This is a genomic window from Duganella aquatilis (assembly GCF_009674565.1).
GTDB classification, from domain to species: Bacteria; Pseudomonadota; Gammaproteobacteria; order Burkholderiales; family Burkholderiaceae_D; genus Rugamonas; species Rugamonas aquatilis.
This window is the reverse complement of sequence record NZ_WKJL01000030.1, coordinates 39,756-57,186: the sequence shown is the minus strand read 5'-3', so window position 1 is coordinate 57,186 and position 17,431 is coordinate 39,756. Positions and strand designations below refer to the sequence as shown.

The 17,431-nt window shown below is 64.3% G+C and carries 12 protein-coding genes; 3 read left to right on the top strand and 9 right to left on the bottom strand.

The annotated features are described in order from the left end of the window. The 8 genes from GJ698_RS26605 to GJ698_RS26570 form a co-directional block, all read right to left on the bottom strand. Positions 1–1,784: pseudouridine synthase (locus GJ698_RS26605; protein WP_154360886.1), on the bottom strand; the 1,784-nt coding region annotated here is incomplete at its 3' end. Next, positions 1,771–2,493, bottom strand: coding sequence for an SMC-Scp complex subunit ScpB (scpB, locus tag GJ698_RS26600; protein WP_154360885.1), 723 nt, complete (start codon positions 2,491–2,493; stop codon positions 1,771–1,773). The genes scpB and GJ698_RS26605, both read right to left, overlap by 14 nt. 246 nt (positions 2,494–2,739) lie before the next feature. Continuing rightward, on the bottom strand, positions 2,740–3,765 hold the full coding sequence (locus tag GJ698_RS26595; protein ID WP_154360884.1) for a glucokinase: 1,026 nt from the start codon (positions 3,763–3,765) through the stop codon (positions 2,740–2,742). A 209-nt stretch (positions 3,766–3,974) separates the two neighbouring features. Further along, complete coding sequence (locus GJ698_RS26590) at positions 3,975–4,928, bottom strand: VTT domain-containing protein (RefSeq protein ID WP_154360883.1); 954 nt, start codon at positions 4,926–4,928, stop codon at positions 3,975–3,977. A 25-nt stretch (positions 4,929–4,953) separates the two neighbouring features. After that, complete coding sequence (locus GJ698_RS26585; protein WP_154360882.1) at positions 4,954–6,624, bottom strand: ABC transporter ATP-binding protein; 1,671 nt, start codon at positions 6,622–6,624, stop codon at positions 4,954–4,956. Beyond that, positions 6,621–7,703, bottom strand: coding sequence for an ABC transporter permease (locus GJ698_RS26580; RefSeq protein WP_154360881.1), 1,083 nt, complete (start codon positions 7,701–7,703; stop codon positions 6,621–6,623). Before GJ698_RS26580 ends, GJ698_RS26585 begins: the two co-directional genes overlap by 4 nt. Next, entirely contained in the window at positions 7,700–8,638 is a 939-nt protein-coding gene (locus tag GJ698_RS26575) for an ABC transporter permease (protein ID WP_154360880.1), read from the bottom strand. Before GJ698_RS26575 ends, GJ698_RS26580 begins: the two co-directional genes overlap by 4 nt. Position 8,639: 1 nt before the next feature. Continuing rightward, positions 8,640–10,409: an ABC transporter substrate-binding protein gene (locus tag GJ698_RS26570; RefSeq protein WP_154360879.1), complete on the bottom strand. Its 1,770-nt coding sequence runs from the start codon at positions 10,407–10,409 to the stop codon at positions 8,640–8,642. Positions 10,410–10,731: 322 nt separating this feature from the next. Here GJ698_RS26570 and GJ698_RS26565 point away from each other — a divergent pair, with 322 nt between their 5' ends. The 3 genes from GJ698_RS26565 to GJ698_RS31215 all read left to right on the top strand — a co-directional run bounded on the left by GJ698_RS26565 (position 10,732) and on the right by GJ698_RS31215 (position 16,070). Then, positions 10,732–13,518 (top strand): TonB-dependent receptor, encoded by a 2,787-nt coding sequence (locus GJ698_RS26565; RefSeq protein WP_229260185.1) that lies wholly within the window; start codon positions 10,732–10,734, stop codon positions 13,516–13,518. 58 nt (positions 13,519–13,576) lie between these two features. Beyond that, the gene (locus tag GJ698_RS26560; RefSeq protein WP_371865443.1) at positions 13,577–15,745 is read left to right on the top strand and encodes a TonB-dependent receptor domain-containing protein; all 2,169 of its coding nucleotides are present in this window, start codon (positions 13,577–13,579) and stop codon (positions 15,743–15,745) included. 190 nt (positions 15,746–15,935) lie between these two features. Further along, positions 15,936–16,070, top strand: coding sequence for a hypothetical protein (locus tag GJ698_RS31215; protein ID WP_267874239.1), 135 nt, complete (start codon positions 15,936–15,938; stop codon positions 16,068–16,070). Between the two features lie 46 nt (positions 16,071–16,116). On the opposite strand, the gene aroG is transcribed toward GJ698_RS31215, so the two are convergent. After that, complete coding sequence (gene aroG / locus GJ698_RS26555; RefSeq protein ID WP_154360878.1) at positions 16,117–17,196, bottom strand: 3-deoxy-7-phosphoheptulonate synthase AroG; 1,080 nt, start codon at positions 17,194–17,196, stop codon at positions 16,117–16,119. Between the last annotated feature and the right edge of the window lie 235 nt (positions 17,197–17,431).

The window sequence follows — 17,431 nt, the reverse complement described above, 5'->3', positions numbered from 1 at the left end:
CCCAGCGGACGGCCGCCGGCGTAGGCGCCGATGCCCTGCGGACGACCGCCGGGACGGCCGGAGCCCTGCCCCTGGCCGCCTTGCGCGCCGCCCGGACGGCCTTTGCCGCCACGACCGCCATTGCCGCCGCCATTACCACCATTGCCGCCGAAGCCGCCCTGGCCGCGGCCATTGCCGCGCGGCTGCTTGGCGAACGGCAGCGCGTTGGCGTTGCTGGTGTCGGCGCGGTTGAAGTTCGGCTCGTTTTCGTCGTCCTCGTCATCATCGTAGAAATCACGATCGTCGCGGCGCTCGGCGCGTTCAGCCTGCTGGTCGCGTCCACCGTTACGGCCGCGTTTTTCCGGACCCTTGTTCTGCGCCGGCTTGGCCTGTTGTTGACCTTGACCCTTGCCGCGCGGAGCGGCGGCAGCAGGCGCTGCCGCAGGCGCGTCGCCGCCGCCTTTTTTCTCGACCGCGTAGGCTGCCATCAGGCCGCGCACGGCGTTTTCTTCCATCTCTTCCCAACGGCCGCGTTTCAGGCTGCTTGGCAGGGTCATGGCGCCGTAGCGGGTACGGATCAGGCGCGACACGGTCAGGCCGATCGCCTCGAACATGCGGCGCACCTCGCGGTTACGGCCTTCGCCGATGATCACGCGGTACCACTTGTTGATGCCCTCGCCGCCACCGTCGGCAATCTTGGAGAATTGCGCCACACCGTCTTCCAGCTCGACACCGGCCAACAGTTTCTGGCGCATGCCCTCTTCCAGCTCGCCCAGGGTGCGCACCGCGTATTCACGGTCGATACCGTAGCGCGGGTGCATCAGGCGGTTGGCCAGGTCACCGGAGGTGGTGAACAGCAGCAGGCCTTCGGTGTTGAAGTCGAGGCGGCCGACGGCCAGCCATTTGCCGGCCTTCATGGTCGGCAGACGGTCGAACACCGATGGACGGCCTTCCGGATCGTCCATCGAGACGATTTCGCCGGCCGGCTTGTGGTACACCAGCACGCGCGGCGGCTTCTTGCTGACGCGGCGCTGAATCAGTTTGCCGTTGATGCGCACCGCATCGGTCGGCAGGATGCGCTGGCCGATGTGGGCCGGCTCGCCGTTGACCGACACGCGGCCGGCAACGATCAGGTCTTCCATGTCGCGGCGCGAGCCCAGACCGGCTTCGGCCAGCACCTTGTGCAGCTTCGGCGCGTCGTCGTCCGAGGTCAGGTCGCGGCGGACAGCCTTGGCCGGCTGACGGCCCTTGCCGTCTTCGCGGTCGAACGCATCCGAGGTTACGTACGAGAATGCGGCGTCGGCGTCATTGCCCTTGGCGCCGCCAGCGTTCTGACCGCCCTGGCGCGGCTTGCCGTTCTTGCCGTTGCGCTGCTTGCCATTGCGCTGTTCATTGCGCGGACCACGCTCCTGGCGCGGCTTGCCGTCACGGCCGACGGCCGGGGCGGCGCCCTCTTCCACCGGCGCGGCGGCGCCTTCCACCACGGCGACAGGCTCCGGACGCGGCATGCTGGCCTCGCGCAGCGCGCGCTGTTCGCGCATCTGGCGCGGACCGCGTGGACGCTGCTGGCGTTCGGCGTCCGCCTTCTTGGCGCGCGGCTTTTTCACCGGCGCCGGTGCATCGGCGGCGGCCACGTCGGCGACCACCTTGGCGGCACGCTTGGGCTTGGCGACTGGCGCCTCGCCGGAGGCGGCAGCGGCGGCAGTATCGGCTTCGATCTGGGCTTTGGTACGGCGTTTCGGCTTGGCGACAACTTCGGCCGCAGCTGCGTCGTTGACTGTCTCAGGGGTATTAGGTTTGTTCATTATTCGTTTCTTGGTTGTGCTCAGCGTCAACCGTTAAATCTGGCGCGGGGCCTGTTTCTTGCTCAGCCTCGGGCGGAGCTACGTGCTCAGCGCTGTCCTGCTGCGCCGCTTTCTCAAAATTCTCTTGCAGGGCTGCTTCCAATGTTTCCATTGCATTTTGCCCATCACTGATTTGCTGCAATGGCGGCAGCTGGGACAGCGAATTCAAGCCCAAATCATCCAAAAACTGCTTGGTGGTGCCCAGCAAGGCCGGGCGGCCGACGACATCACGATAACCAATGGCGTCCACCCAGCCACGGTCCTCCAGCATCTTGATCGTCTGCGAATTGACGGCGACGCCGCGTATCTCTTCGATATCGCCGCGCGTGACCGGCTGCCGGTAGGCGATGATGGCCAGCGTTTCCAGCGTCGCCCGCGAATAACGCGGCGGCTTTTCCGGATTCAGCCGGTCCAGGTACAGCTTCATTTCCGGACGGCTCTGGAAGCGCCAGCCGGTCGACAGGCTGATCACTTCGACGCCCTTGCCGGCCCAGTCGAGCCGCAATTCTTCCAGCAATTCCTTGATCGTATCGGCACCTACACCGGGGCCGCGCGGCCTGTCCTGGTCATCCAGTTCGACAAACAGCTTTTTCAGACTGTGGATCGACAACGGCTCACGAGCGCATAGCAAGGCGGTTTCGAGGACTCTTTTAGCCTCAACTGTATCCATAAGCAAAATCGAAAGAAATCAATCACATTCAGTGAGGCTGGTGGGAGTTACTCGCTGAAGCTGCTTTTCCGACACCAAGGCCTATGCGCACCCGGCGGGAAGGAGGGACATGCCAGCAACGGCCTGAACCGTTGCTTTTTCTACGTAAAACGTGGGCAGGAAGCCAGACGTTTCATCCAACAACGCGAATTGTACCTGATAAAACCACAAAACGCGCATTTCGACGTCATCGAAATGTAACGGAACTTACTCCGCAGTCAAGCGTTCCGACAAAATTGCCGAAACACCAACAAACGCAGGGTACTCGGCGGTGATCACAAAGGTGGGCACGGCGGCCAGGTATTTGTCGAACCGGCCTTTGGCTTCGAAGCGGGCGCGGAAGCCGGAGCGGTCGAAACGCTCGCCCAGCTTCGGCACGATGCCGCCGCCGATATAAATACCGCCCTGCGCGCCCAGGGTCACGGCGATATTGCCGGCGATGGTGCCCAGCATGCAGCAGAACGCTTCGATCACTTCGTCGCACAGCGTGCATTCGCCGGCCAGCGCGCGGCGCGAAATCTCGGCGGCGCTGAGTTTTTCAGCCGGCAGGTCGCCGTGGTCGGCCAGCGCGCGGTAGATCAGTTCGATACCGGCGCCGGACATCAGGCGCTCGGCCGAGACGTGCTCGAATTCTTTCCAGGCGAATTGCAGGATCGCCACTTCGGTCGGATTGGCCGGCGAGAAGGTGACGTGGCCGCCCTCGCTGAGCAGCGCGGTCCAGCCGTCCTTGCCCGGAATTAGGCCGGAGACGCCCAGGCCGGTGCCGGCGCCGATCAGGCCCAGCGGCGTCCCCGGCACGCCGACGCCACCGCCGACCTGGTGTTTCTGCGTTGCCGACAGCTGCGGCAGCGAGCTGGCCAGCGCGGTGAAGTCGTTGACAACCACCAGGGTGTCGAAGTTGACTTCGCGGCGCAGGGCCTCAATCGAGAATGCCCAGTGGTGGTTGGTCATGCGCACCATGTCGCCGGTGACCGGGTTGGCAATCGCAATCGCGCCGTTCCGGATGCCGGTGACGCCCGCCTGGGCGACGGTCGGCGAGGCCAGGTACGCGACCAGGGCGGCGACCAAGGTCGGGTAGGCGGCGCACGCCAGCACTTCGATCGCTTCAATCCGGCCCGGAGCGGTTTCCAGCGCAAAGCGCGCATTGGTGCCGCCGATGTCCGCCAGCAGACGCGGGCCACCAGGGAATACAGTGGTCAGGGAGGGAGGCGTTTGTACGGACTGAGCTGTCATGATGAGTCGAAAATAGTTGAGGCTTAAGCTTAAGGTAACTCGCCGCCACAGGCAAGCGGAGTTTGTAGTTTTAGTACAGTTTTGCCACAGAACTTTCCAAAGAGGGAGGTTTGCGCCGTAGTATGACTACCAGTCAACACCATGGAAGCGCTTCCATGATCGACTGAAAAAAACGCCGCGCGGGGCGGCGTTGCTTGCGGTGGCTACGCTCAGGCCGATGCGGCGTGATCCTGCTGCGGCAGCGATTCGCTGCGGAAGGCGGCATTCCATGCGTCCAGGCCGCCGTGCAGCGGACGGGCGCGGTGGAAGCCCTGCCCCACCAGGCTCTTGGCCACGTGGGCGGCGGTCACGTCGTTCGGGCAGCTGCAATACACGATGATCGGACGGCTCTTGTCCAGACCGGTGATTTCCTCGCTGAGGTCGCCGCCGTTGAACAGCAGCGCGCCGGGCACCGCCGGGTCCAGCATTTGCGCGGTAGCGCTGCGGGCGTCGACCAGGATCGGCTCGTGGCCCTGCTCCATCATCTGCTTGAAGTCGTCCACGGTGATGCGCTCGATGTCGACCGACTGGCGGAAACGCTTGCGCTCCACGTATTTGAACGCCACGAACAAGGCCAGCAGCACCACCAGCACCAGCAGCGCGGTGGTGCCCATGGTGCTCAGGATGTCCAGCAGCTGGTCGACGCTGGTGTGGAAGAAGGCGCCGATGCCGATGCCGGTGCCGGCCCACAGCAGGCTGCCGAGAATGCTGAAGGACAGGAACACGCCGCGGCGCGTGCCCATGGCGCCGGCCAGCGGTGGCGCGATGACGTTAAAGCCGGGAATGAACTTGGAAACGATCAGCGCCTTCGGCCCCCAGCGCTTGAAGTTGTCCTCGGTCTGGCTGACGCAGTAGTCGGGCGACAGCGAAATCTTGCACAACAGCTTGAGAATGCGCTTGCCGTAGAAGCGGCCGGCGCGGAACCAGAAACTGTCGCTGATCAGGCAGGCCAGCATGGCGACCGCCAGCACGGCGAACCAGTTGGTGTCGCCGTCGACCGACATGGCGCCGGCCACAATCAGAATCGGGAACGCAGGGATGGGCATGCCGATCTGCTCGATCAGCACGATCCCGAACACGATCAGGACGCCATATTCTTGAAGCAGGAGGATTAAATTCGCCATTCGGATATCTTAACTTAAAAATCGCTTAACTGCTGCGAGGGATCGCCGCCAGCAGCGCGCGCGTGTACGGCTGTTGCGGATTACGGTAGAGCTCGTCCGCATCGGCCAGTTCCACCACTTGTCCTTGGTGCATCACCATCACCTGGTCGGCCATGTACTTCATCACCGACAAATCGTGGGAAATGAAGATATACGACAGCCCCAGTTCGTCCTGCAAATCCTGCAGCAGGTTGAGCACCTGCGCCTGCACCGACACGTCCAGCGCCGACACCGATTCATCGCAGACCAGGATTTCCGGCCGCAAGCTCAGGCAGCGGGCGATGGCGATGCGCTGCCGCTGGCCGTCGGAAAACTCGTGCGGATAGCGGGACACCGCAGATGCGGGCAATCCGACTTTTTCCAAGAGCGCCTGCGCCATGCCCATGCGTTCGCGGTCGCTGGCGCCGATGCGGTGGATGCGCATCGGTTCCAGCAGGATATCGCCGACGGTGAAGCGCGGGTTCAGCGACGCATACGGATTCTGGAAAATGATCTGGATGCGGCGCTTGTAGGCCTGGAACTCGCGCGCCGGCATGTTCAGCAGGTCGCGGCCGTCGAACACGGCGCTGCCGCCGCTGGCTTGGTGCAGCCGCAGCAGCGTCAGGCCGACGGTGGTCTTGCCGGAGCCGGATTCCCCCACCACGCCCAGGGTCTTGCCGCGCGCCAGCGTGAACGAGACGTCCTTCACCGCATGGAATGTGCGCTTGCCGAACCAGCCCTGGCGCACGGTGAAATGCTTGCTGAGGTTGCGCACTTCCAGCAGCGGCTGGTCGTCGGGCGACGTGCCGCGCTGGCGTTCGGGTTGCGGCGGCGGTGCCGCACCATCCAGATAATCGGCGATGACGGGCAGGCGCCACGGCCGCGCTTCCAGCGACGGCCGGCAATGCAGCAGCGCCCGGGTGTAGGCGTCGGCCGGCTGGGTCAGCACCTGTTGCGCCGGGCCGGCTTCGCGCACCTCGCCGTGGCGCATGACGATCACGTGGTCGGCGATCTCGGCCACCAGTCCCAGGTCGTGGGTGATGAACAGCACCGACATGGCGCGCCGCTGCTGCAGGCGGGCGATCAGTTCCATGATCTGCTTCTGGATGGTGACGTCCAGCGCGGTGGTCGGCTCGTCGGCGATCAGCAGCCGCGGTTCGCAGGCGATGGCCATGGCGATCATCACGCGCTGCTGCTGGCCGCCGGACAGCTGGCTCGGATAGGCGTCGATTTTGGCGGCGGGATCGGGAATGCCGACCTCCTCCAGCAGTTCCAGCGTGCGGCGACGCGCCGCGGCCTTGCCCATGCCCATATGCAGCCGCAGCACCTCGCCGATCTGCGCGCCGACGGTGAACACCGGGTTCAGCGACGACATCGGCTCCTGGAAGATCATGGCGATGTCCTTGCCGCACAGCGCGCGGCGCTGGCGGCCATCCAGCGCCAGCAGCTCCGTGCCGTCGAAGCGGATGCTGCTGGCCGCATCGATGAGCGCCGATGCCGGATCGAGCAGCCCCATCACCGCCAGCGAGCTGACCGACTTGCCGCTGCCGGACTCGCCCACCAGCGCCACGGTGGCGTTGCGCGGCACGCTGAAGCTGACGCCTTTCACGGCCTCGGCGGTAGTGGCGCGGTCGACGCGGAAGGCGATGCGCAGGTTGCGGACGTCGAGCAGCGTCATGGTTTCACCTTGGGATCGAGGGCGTCGCGCAGGGCGTCGGTGAACAGCGAGAAGGCGGTGACCAGCAGCGCCATGGCGATGGCGGCGGCGGTCAGCTGCCACCAGCGGCCGAGGATCAGTTCGTTCTGCGCCTCGTTCAGCATGCTGCCCCACGACACCACGCCGACCGGCACGCCGAAGCCGAGGAAGCTGAGAATGACTTCGGCCTTGATGAAGCCCACCACCAGGATCGACATCTGCACCAGCGCCACGTGGCTGATATTCGGGAAGATGTGGCCGAACATGCGGCGCCAGTGCGAGGCGCCGATGGCGTCGGCGGCCATCACGTACTCGCGCGCCTTGTGCTTGATGTATTCGGCGCGTATCAGCCGGTACGGGCCGGTCCAGCCGGTCAGGCCGAGGATCAGCACGATGGTCAGCACGCCCTTCTGCTGCAACACCGCCGCCACGGTGAGTATCATCAGCACCGAGGGAATCGCGGTGAAGATGCTGTAGAACCAGTTGAAGAAGTCATCGACCACGCCGCCGCAATAGCCGGACAGCGCGCCGAACACCGTGCCCAGCGCCACCGCCAGCAGCGCCGCCACCAGCCCCACCACGATCGAGGTCTCGCCGCCCTTGATGGTTTTCTTGATGATGTCGTGGCCCCACTTGTCGCCACCGAAGGGCAAGGTCGCGCGCCGCGCGGCGCCCTCCACTGCCCCGCCCGCGCCGGCCGGCTGTGCCGCCCGCAATGCCGCCATATCGGCGGCCAGCGGATCGGCCACGCCATACATCTCCACCGCGCCGCCGGCCAGTTGCGCGCGCAGTGCGCGCATGTCGTCGGCCAGGGGATCGAAGGGATTGTCGGGCAAGGCCTGCGGCCGCGCGGCCGGTGCAACAGCGGTCGTCGCCGCGTGGCTGAAACCTGGCGGCGCGTAATTGACGCCAACCTCGTCTTCCCAATCGGCGACGATCAAACCGCTGGCGGACAGCGCCACCATCAGCAGGAACGCCAGCACCACGGCCAGTGCCACCATCGCCACCCGGTCCGCGCGCAGACGCCGCCAGGCCAGCCCCCACAGTCCCTGCGCCCTCATGCGAGCTTCACCCGCGGATCGACCGCCTGGTACAGCAGGTCCGTCAACAGGTTGAACACCATGGTGGCGGCCGCCACGTAGACGGTGATCGCTTTAATCACGGGAAAATCGCTGCGTTCCACCGCCAGGATCACCTCGCGGCCGATGCCCGGTATGCCGAAGAAACGCTCCAGCAGAAACGCACCGATCAGCAACGCCGGCAGGTTGGCCATCACGTAGGTCAGGATAGGAATCGCCGCATTGCGCAGCACGTGCACCCACATCACGCGCCGCTCGCTCAGGCCCTTGGCGCGCGCGGTGCGCACATAGTCCTGCCCCACCTCGTCCAGCACGAAGCTGCGGAACAGGCGCAAGGTCGGCGCCAGCGACACCGCCAGCCCGATCAGGATCGGCAGCGCCGCGTAGCGCAGCAGGTTCTCGCCAAAACTTTCGCCCCAGCCCTGCACCGGGAACAGGCCCAGCTGATACGCCAGCCCGTACTGGAACACGATGATGTAGACCAGGATGCTGACCGACATGCCAACCGTGCAGGCGATCATCACCGCGCGGTCCGTCAGCGAACCGCGCACGAAGGCGATCACCAGCGCCAGCGCGATGCCGATCAGCGTTTCCAGCACGGTCAGCGGTATCAGCACCGTCAGCGACGGTCCCAGTCGCGTCGCGATGATGTGCGACACCGGCTCGCTGGTGGCCCAGCTCAGGCCGAAGTCGAAGGTGGCGATCTGCCTGATGAAAATCCACAGCTGCACGTAATAAGGCTGGTCCACGCCGAGCTGGCGGCGGATGTTGGCGATGCTCTCCGCGTTGGCCATCTTGCCGGCCAGGATGTAGGCCGGATCGCCGCCCACCCAGTTGAACAGCACGAACACCAGCAGCACCACGCCCAGCATGGTCGGCAGCATCTGCCACAGGCGTCGAACGATGTAAGCCAGCATCTCAGTCCTTGCTTTCGATATCGATGTACTTCCATTCCTGGTGCAGGATGGGATGTTTCTTGTACCCTATTACAGCCGGCTGCGCCAGCATGTTGCGGTAGCGCGAGAACGCCGGCATGGCCACCGCCTGCGCCTCGATCTGGCGCGCCATCTTGCGGTACAGCGCATCGCGCTCCGGTCCCGGCGGCATGCTGTGGCTGGCCTCGAACCAGGCGTCGTACTGCGCATCCTGGTAGCAGCCGTTGTTGTTCTGGCCGATATTGCCGCCGTAGAACAGCTGCATGAAATTGTCTCCGTCCGGATAATCGGCCAGCCATTGGTAGGTACGCGTCTGCACCTTGCACAGCGTTTCCGCCTTCTGGATATCGCTGAAGATCATGCGCTGGTTCTCCATGCGGATGCCGAGCCGGTTGTAAGTCTTGCGCCACAGCTCGGCCATCAGCACGCCGTTGGCCTCGTTGCGCGAGGTGTAGGTGATCACCAGCGGCTTGCCATCGGGCAGCGTGCGCCAGCCGTCCGCGCCCTTTTTGTAGCCATAGCGGTCCAGCAGCCGGTTGGCCAGCGCCGGATCGTAGCGCAGCAGCGGCTGGTAGTTCGCAGCGTGGCCGGCCACGCCGGGCGGGATCGGGAAGTACAGGCGCTGCGCCTCGCCATTCAGCACCAGCCTGATTTCCTCGTCCACGTCGTGCGCCATGGCGATGGCGCGCCGCAGCGCGATCTTTTCCTTGCTGAAGCCACCCACCACCGGATCGCGCATATTCCAGTAGTAATAGCTCAGTTCCGGATCGACGATGCGCGACAGCTGGATGCCGCGCGCCGCCAGTTCCGGCCGCAGCCTGCCGTCCACCAGCGCCTTGGGCGACAGCGCGCCCTCCAGCCAGAAGATATCGGCGCCGCCGCTGATGAAGGACAGCCAGCGCGACTGGTCCTCCAGCTGCACGCTGATCTCGATGCGGCCGATCTGCGGCATCTTCTTGCCCCGCATGCGCGCCACGATGCGCTCGTCGCCATCGGCGCTGGGCTGGAAGTCCCAGGTCTCCGGGCGATGGCCGGTGTTCTCTTCCAGCACGATGCGGCTGCCGCGTATCCATTCGCCCAGCTTGTAAGCGCCGGTGCCGACCGGGTGGCCGGCCACCTCGCCCTTGGCGTCGCCATATTTTTCGACGACCTCGCGCGCCACCGCCGCCAGCGGCTCATAGGCCAGGATCATGCCGAGGTTGAAATCGGTGTGGGTCAGGTGAATGCGCAGCGTGTAGCGATCGATGATCTCCAGCCCCGCCACCGGCGCGTCGTAGTTGAAGCGGCCGGTCTGCTGGGCCTGGGCGGCCAGCGCATCCAGGCCGATCACCTTGCCTTCCAGCAGCCAGGCGTTGGGCGAGGCCAGGCGCGGATCGAACAGCCGCTTCCAGGAATAGACGTAGTCGGCCACCGTCAGTTCGCGCGGCTTGCCGCCGAAAGCCGGGTCGGGCGTGAAATAGCTGCCCTTCTTCAGGCGGATCAGGTAGGTCTTGCCGTCGCCCGATACTTCCGGTAGCGCGGCGGCCGTCTCCGGCGCCAGCTTCACCGGCCGCGCCAGGTAGTCATAGGTGTACAGCGTTTCAAAGATCGCCTCGGTGACGTGGCCGGTATAGTAGTCGCGCCCCAGCGCCGGATCGAAGCTGGCCTCGGCGGCCGGTAGGATGTAGCGCAAGGTCTTCACCGGCGCCGCCTGCGCACAGCATGTCGCCAGCAGAACCAGGCTGGCGGCCGCGGCAATTTTCAAACACTGCATACCCATCCTTACGCCGCAAAATGGCGATCACAATACCGCGATTCCGCGGAGTCAAGCAAATTCTGTGCTGCGGCACAGTGTTGCCGTACGCAAACCCGCATGCCATCTGGCGTTGCGGCGCAAATGCCTTTACAAAAAGCCGTGTATTTTTTACACAAACTGTTGTTTTGGCACGTCAAAAATCGCAATTGTGTTTGACAAGCAACTTCTACAGATGGTTACATGCGCCCCTTTCGTAATTACTTTATTTACGAAATACCGAGTCTGATCTGCAATTTCCGCATGATTGGGCTGAATGCGAATTTCTTTGGAGTGTTTGTTGATGATGATGGAAACGGTTTTATCCCGCTCCGTGCGCCTGATGTTCTCGGGTTCCGTAGCAGCAGTCCTGGCCATGCCAGCCTTCGCCCAAAACGCCGAGCCGACCGGCCCGATCCAGCGCGTGGAAATCACGGGTTCGAGCATCAAGCGCGCGTCCGCCGAGACCGCCTCGCCGGTGCAAATGATCACCCGTGACGAGCTGATGAAATCCGGCAAGGGCACCGTCGCCGAATTCCTGCAGAGCCTGACCGTGGACGGCGCCGGTTCGCTGCCGAGCGGTTTCGGCAGCGGCTTCGCCGCCGGTTCGACCGCCATTTCGCTGCGCGGCCTAGGCGCGACCTCGACCCTGGTGCTGCTGAACGGCCGCCGCATGGCGCCGTTCGCCCGCGCCGATGACGGCCAGAAGAGCTTCACCGACCTGTCGACCATCCCGATGCAGCTGGTGGAACGCATTGAAGTGCTGAAGGACGGCGCCTCGTCGACCTACGGTGCCGACGCCATCGCCGGCGTGGTCAACATCATCCTGCGCAAAGACTTCGAAGGCGTCACCATCAAGGCCGACACCGGCACGTCGCGCTACAGCGACAACAACCAGAACAACCTGGCCGTCACCATCGGCAAGGGCAATCTGGACGACGACAAGTACAACCTGGTGTTCAACATCGAGTACAAGAAGTCCGACGAATTGGCGGCGTCCGCCCGCAAGGACCGCGGCTGGATCGGCCACGGCGACATCCGTCCATGGGGCTACCTGCAGAACACCCAGTACATGGGCGGCTACATCACCCCGGGCGCCTCGGCAGCCACGCCGACCGGCGCGCTGATGGACCCGAAAACCAAGAACTACGTCTCGCTGGGCGGCTGCTCGCAGTTCTCGCAGACCGTCAAGCAGGACGCCGCCGGCGGCTGCCTGTGGTCGCAAGACCAGTTCCGCGACCTGCAACCGAACGTTGAATCGCTGAACCTGTACACCCGCGGCACCCTGCAGGTGAACTCCGACCTGCAGGTGTACACCGAACTGGGCTACTCGACCCGCAACAGCTCGTTCATGCTGGCGCCGGTCTCGGCCACCCCGAACGTGACCTTCCCGGCCACCGCCGCCAACCCGAACGGCATCATCCTGTACAGCAACGACCTGCTGATGTCGGGCGCCCACCCGCAAAACATCTTCGGCACCGACACCCGTCTGCGCTACTCGATGTTCGACCTGGGCCCAAGCAACCACATCGCCAACAACGACTTCAGCCGCATCGTGCTGGGCGCCAAGGGCAGCAACTTCGGCTGGGACTGGGATGCCGGCTTCACCCACTCGGAATCGAAGCTGTACCTGGAGTGGACCAACCAGCTGAACATGAAAGTGCTGAAATCGGCACTGGGCGATCCAACCAGCCAGTACTTCCCGTACTACATCGGTTCGCAAGCCTACAAGAACCCGGCCTCGCTGTACGCCGCGCTGCGCGTCAACGCTTCGTCCAACTCGACCACCAAGCTGGACATCGTCGACTTCAAGGCCTCGCGTGAACTGTTCGCACTGCCAGGCGGCAACCTGGGCCTGGCGATCGGCGGCGAACACCGCCACGAGCAGCTGGACAACCCGTCGCTGACCGGTTCGGACGACGGCTCGACCAACATCTCCTACGTGGCCGCCAAGGGCGACACCAAGGTATCGGCCATCTACGCCGAACTGCTGGCGCCGGTCCTGAAGACCGTGGAACTGTCGGGCGCGCTGCGTTACGACCACTACTCGAACTTCAATTCGACCACGCCGAAACTGGGCGCGAAATGGACCCCGATCAAGAGCTTCGCGCTGCGCGGCACCTACACCGAAGGTTTCCGCGCCCCTGGCGTGGCGGAATCCAACCTGGCCAGCCAGTCGACCGGCACCTCGTCGGTGGTCGATCCGGTCCGTTGCCCTGGCGGCAAGCCGGCAGCCGGCGGCGCCACCACCCTGGATTGCAACATCCAGATCGGCGCGGTCAAGATCGGCAACCCGAACCTGGCCCCGGAAAAGTCGAAAGGCTACACCCTGGGCATGGTCTGGGATCCGCTGAACGACACCAATATGTCGCTGGACGCGTGGAAAATCCGCCGCACCAACGAAATCAATCCGCTGTCGTATGTTGAAGCCGCCGCCCTGCCAACCGCCGTGCGCGCCGACAACAACCTGGTGGTGAACGGCGTAGTGCAGCCCAACACCGGCACCCTGCTGATCTCCAAGGCGCCATACCAGAACTCCAGCTACACCGAAGTCAAAGGTATCGACCTGGACGTCAAACAGCGTCTGCGCCTGGGTGACTACGGCAAGGGCACCATCAACCTGGTGTGGTCGCACGTGGCTTCGTGGGTACGCGCCGACAAGAGCCAGACCTTCCAGTTCGCCGGCACCCACGGCAACTGCGATACCTCGGATTGCGCCGGCACGCCGAAGGACAAGATCAACCTGATCGCCTCCTGGGACAAGGGCAACTGGAACGTGGCCGGTACCGTCAACTACCGCTCGGACATGAAGAACATCCGTTACGAAGGCGCGCCTTGCGCAGTGCTGTTCGCCAACGGCACGCCTTCGCCGAACGGCGCCTGCCGCCTGCCATCGTTCACCACGCTGGACCTGTCGACCCGCTACAACTGGAGCAAAGCGCTGCAACTGTACGCATCGATGAACAACGTGCTGGACCGCATCGCCCCGCTGGACGCGCTGACCTACGGCGGCATGAGCTTCAACCCGATGGACGCCTCGGGCGCCACCGGCCGCTACGTCAAAGTCGGCCTGCAATACAAGTTTGACTAAGTTCCTCTAGCAGGAACCGGTCGGACCGGAGCCGGACCCGCCGCAAGGCGTGTCCGGCGTGCAGAAATTCACCCACGACGGCAAGCAGTACGCCACCTGGCAGACCAGTATCAACTCGACACCGGCCAACGTCGAAGTGGTCACCGCCAACGACGACATCGTGCTCAACACCGACCTGCTGAACAAGAAGAGCTGCACCCAGGCCAACACCTTCTCGCGCAGCGGCGCCTGCCGTTTCGACTACGCCGCCACCGTGCAACTGCTGCCGGAACTCAAGCGCGACAGCATCTTTGCCAACGGCACCCTGAAGCTGGGCAAGGACACCACCGCCTACAGCGAAGTGGTGCTGTCCAAGTTCACCAACACCGCGCGCTACGCGCCGGCCGCGCAGCCGCTGACCGTGTTCAGCACCGATCCGGTGACCGGCGTCAAGACCGTCAACAACAACTACATCGGCGCCTACAACAGCTCGGTCGCGCCGTTGCTGGCCAGCCAGGGCATCAACGCCGCTGACGCCACCGACGCCTTCCTGTACTACCGCGGCGCCGATGCCGGCGGCCGTACCGACGAGTACCGCACCGACGCCGCCCACATCGTCTTCGGCATCGACAGCAACTACGCCGGCTGGGACGTGGGCGCGTCCTACACCCATTCGCAGAACAAGCAGACCGACAAGGCGCTGGCCGGCTACATGAGCGGCGACAAGTTCGAGGAACTGATCCGCACCGGCAAGTACAACCCCTTCGTCTCCAGCACCGGCGCCGCGTCGGTACTGGCGGCCGCCGTGCTGCACCAGGACCTGGACGTGACCAAGTCGAAGATCGACGTGGTCAGTGCCCACGCCTCGCGCGAAGTGTTTGAACTGCCGGGCGGCCCTGCCTCCCTGGGCGTCGGCGCCGACTTCACCAAGCAGAAATACGAAGACACGCCATCGCAGATCGCCATGGGCCCCGGCCCTGGCAATCCGGGCTGGACCGACGTGGAAATCGGCGGCGGCACCGGCTCGCAGGCGCTCGACGCCAGCCGCAACAACTGGGGCGCGTTTGCCGAGCTGCTGATGCCGGTCGCCAAGGATCTGGAAGCCACCACCGCCGTGCGTTACGACAGCTATGACGCGGTGCAGAAGCACAACACCAGCTACGACTCCACCGGCAAGGCAGCGCCGGGCGGCAAGCTGGGCGAAGACGTCGCCAAGGCCACCTACAAGCTGGCGCTGCGCTACACGCCGACCCAGTCGCTGCTGCTGCGCGGCTCCTATGGCACCGGCTTCAAGGCGCCGACCATGAACAACATCGCCGACCCGCTGAAAAACGCCGGTTCGTCGAACGCCTTCCCTTGCCCGGTCAAGTCGCCTGATCCACGCGCCGTGTACTGCCGTCCCGGCTCGTCGGAATACGGCCTGCTCGACAGCGGCAACCCGGCTACCGGCGCCGGCGCACTGAAAGCCGAAACCTCGAAACAGGCCACCGTCGGCTTCCGCCTGGAGCCGACCACCGCCTTCTCGGTGGGCCTGGACTGGTGGGACGTCAAGCTGAAGAACCAGATCCGCACCTTCTCGCAGGACCAGCTGTTCACCAACCCGACCCTGGCCAACCAGTGGATCGCCGTGTACGCCGACCCTATCCAGAAGAGCAATGTGCTGGTGGCGGTGCGCGCGCCGATGAACCTGGCGTCGTCGCACTTCCAGGGCGTGGACTGGGACACCACCTTGCGCGCGGCCACGCCGATCGGCAAGGCCAGCGTCAACTGGACCGGCACCTTCATGCTCAAGGCTGAACAGGAAACGCCGGGCGTCGGCACCGAGAAATCGATCGGCCGCTTCGACTCCTACGACGACGTGGTGTTCCGCGTGGTCAGCCGCATGATCTTCACGCTGAAGACCTCGACCAAGCTGAGCAACTCGCTGACGGTGAACTACCGCTCCGGCTACCACGACAAGGTGCTGACCGCCGACGACGCCCAGGTGCGTGTGGTCAACGCCGACGGCAGCATCGGCGCCACCGCCGGCATGGACCGCAACGTCAAGTCGTACACCACGGTCGACTACCAGGCCAAGCTGAACTACATCAAAAACCTGACCCTGACCGCCGGCATCCGCAACCTGCTGGACCAGGATCCGCCGTTCTCGGTGCGTAACTCGGGCGGCGGCAACCAGGTCGGCTACGACGGCCGCTACGCCGATCCGCTGGGCCGTACTTTCTACATCACGGCGCAGTACAAGTTCTAAGCCCTGCGCTGGAACGACCGAAGGGCCGGCCATGTGCCGGCCCTTTTCCATTATTCAGGCAGCGTATGTCTCATATGCCTAAGTTATCCATTTTACATATGGCGCATATCGAAATTTAAAATTATATTTATATCTGCGCTTGCGGTAAGCTGTGTCCATCGATAATCATTGCTGTCCACAGGAAACCACCATGACTACTGCTACCGCTACCCTGGCCACCCAAACCGTCGCCAAAACTGCCGCCACGCCATCGTGGAAGCGCATCATCCGCCGCGCCCTGGAAACCCTGGGCAAGCACTACGCCTATGGTCCTTACACGCTGTAAGCGCAGACCGCAGTCATCAAAAAAGCCGGGACCAGCCCGGCTTTTTTCATTTTGCCGCCGCTTCGGCGGCGATGGTCGCCAGGCGGCGCTGGCGCACGGCCGCGGCCAGTCCCTGCAGCACCTGCACGCTGCTGTCCCAGTCGATGCAGCCATCGGTGATCGACTGGCCATAGGTCAGTTCCTTGCCCGGCACCAGATCCTGGCGGCCGGCCACCAGGTGCGATTCCACCATCACGCCGACGATGCGCTTGTCGCCCGCCGCCACCTGGCCGGCGATGTCGGCGCACACCGGCACCTGGTTTTCCGGTTTCTTCGAACTGTTGGCGTGCGAGGCGTCGATCATCAGGCGCGGCGCCAGGCCCTGGCCGGCGATCGCCTTGCAGGCTTCGTCGACGCTGGCGGCGTCGTAGTTCGGCGTTTTGCCGCCGCGCAGAATGATGTGGCAGTCCTCGTTGCCGTTGGTCGACACGATGGCCGAGTGGCCGCCCTTGGTCACCGACAGGAAATGGTGCGGCTGCGAGGCGGCCTTGATGGCGTCCACCGCGATCCGCACATTGCCGTCGGTGCCGTTCTTGAAGCCGACCGGGCAGGACAGGCCGGAGGCCAGCTCGCGGTGCACCTGCGACTCGGTGGTGCGGGCGCCGATCGCGCCCCAGCTGATCAGGTCGGCGATGTACTGCGGGCTGATGACGTCGAGGAACTCGGTGCCGGCCGGCAAGCCCAGCTCGTTGATGTCGCGCAGCAGCTCGCGCGCCATGCGCAGGCCGTCGTTGATACGGAAGCTGTTGTCCATGTACGGATCGTTGATCAGGCCCTTCCAGCCCACCGTGGTGCGCGGCTTTTCGAAGTACACGCGCATGACGATTTCCAGGTCGCCGGCCAGTTGCTGGCGCAGCGGCGCCAGCAGGCGCGCATATTCCATCGCCGCCTTCGGATCGTGGATCGAGCACGGGCCGATCACCACCATCAGGCGGTCGTCCTGGCCGTGCAGGATGCGGTGCAGCGCCACGCGGGAATTGGCGGCGGTCTGTTCAGCTGCTTCCGTGCACGCAAACTCGCGGATCAGGTGGGACGGTGGCGTCAATTCCTTCATCTCGCGGATGCGTAAGTCATCGGTACGGGGCATTGCTGTTCTCCAAGTGATCTAAAAACATCGATAAAAACACGGGTAAAAAAAAACCGCCTCGGGAGGAGGCGGTTTTTTCGGGAATTCGCTGGGACTCGTTTTTGCTTCTACGTGCACCGGCCGCTACTCCACCGCCTGAGGGGTTGGGAAGCTAAAGTAAAACCAGCCGTTAAAGTAGAAGTGGGTCATGTCAGTCCGTATGTGTTGGACGACTATAACAACAACTTCAGGCGCT

Coding starts and splice junctions, on each gene's coding strand:
- scpB (WP_154360885.1), bottom strand. CDS start 2,493: ATGGATACAGTTGAGGCTAAAAGAGTCCTCGAAACCGCCTTGCTATGC.
- GJ698_RS26595 (WP_154360884.1), bottom strand. CDS start 3,765: ATGACAGCTCAGTCCGTACAAACGCCTCCCTCCCTGACCACTGTATTC.
- GJ698_RS26590 (WP_154360883.1), bottom strand. CDS start 4,928: ATGGCGAATTTAATCCTCCTGCTTCAAGAATATGGCGTCCTGATCGTG.
- GJ698_RS26585 (WP_154360882.1), bottom strand. CDS start 6,624: ATGACGCTGCTCGACGTCCGCAACCTGCGCATCGCCTTCCGCGTCGAC.
- GJ698_RS26580 (WP_154360881.1), bottom strand. CDS start 7,703: ATGAGGGCGCAGGGACTGTGGGGGCTGGCCTGGCGGCGTCTGCGCGCG.
- GJ698_RS26575 (WP_154360880.1), bottom strand. CDS start 8,638: ATGCTGGCTTACATCGTTCGACGCCTGTGGCAGATGCTGCCGACCATG.
- GJ698_RS26570 (WP_154360879.1), bottom strand. CDS start 10,409: ATGCAGTGTTTGAAAATTGCCGCGGCCGCCAGCCTGGTTCTGCTGGCG.
- GJ698_RS26565 (WP_229260185.1), top strand. CDS start 10,732: ATGATGATGGAAACGGTTTTATCCCGCTCCGTGCGCCTGATGTTCTCG.
- GJ698_RS31215 (WP_267874239.1), top strand. CDS start 15,936: ATGACTACTGCTACCGCTACCCTGGCCACCCAAACCGTCGCCAAAACT.
- aroG (WP_154360878.1), bottom strand. CDS start 17,196: ATGCCCCGTACCGATGACTTACGCATCCGCGAGATGAAGGAATTGACG.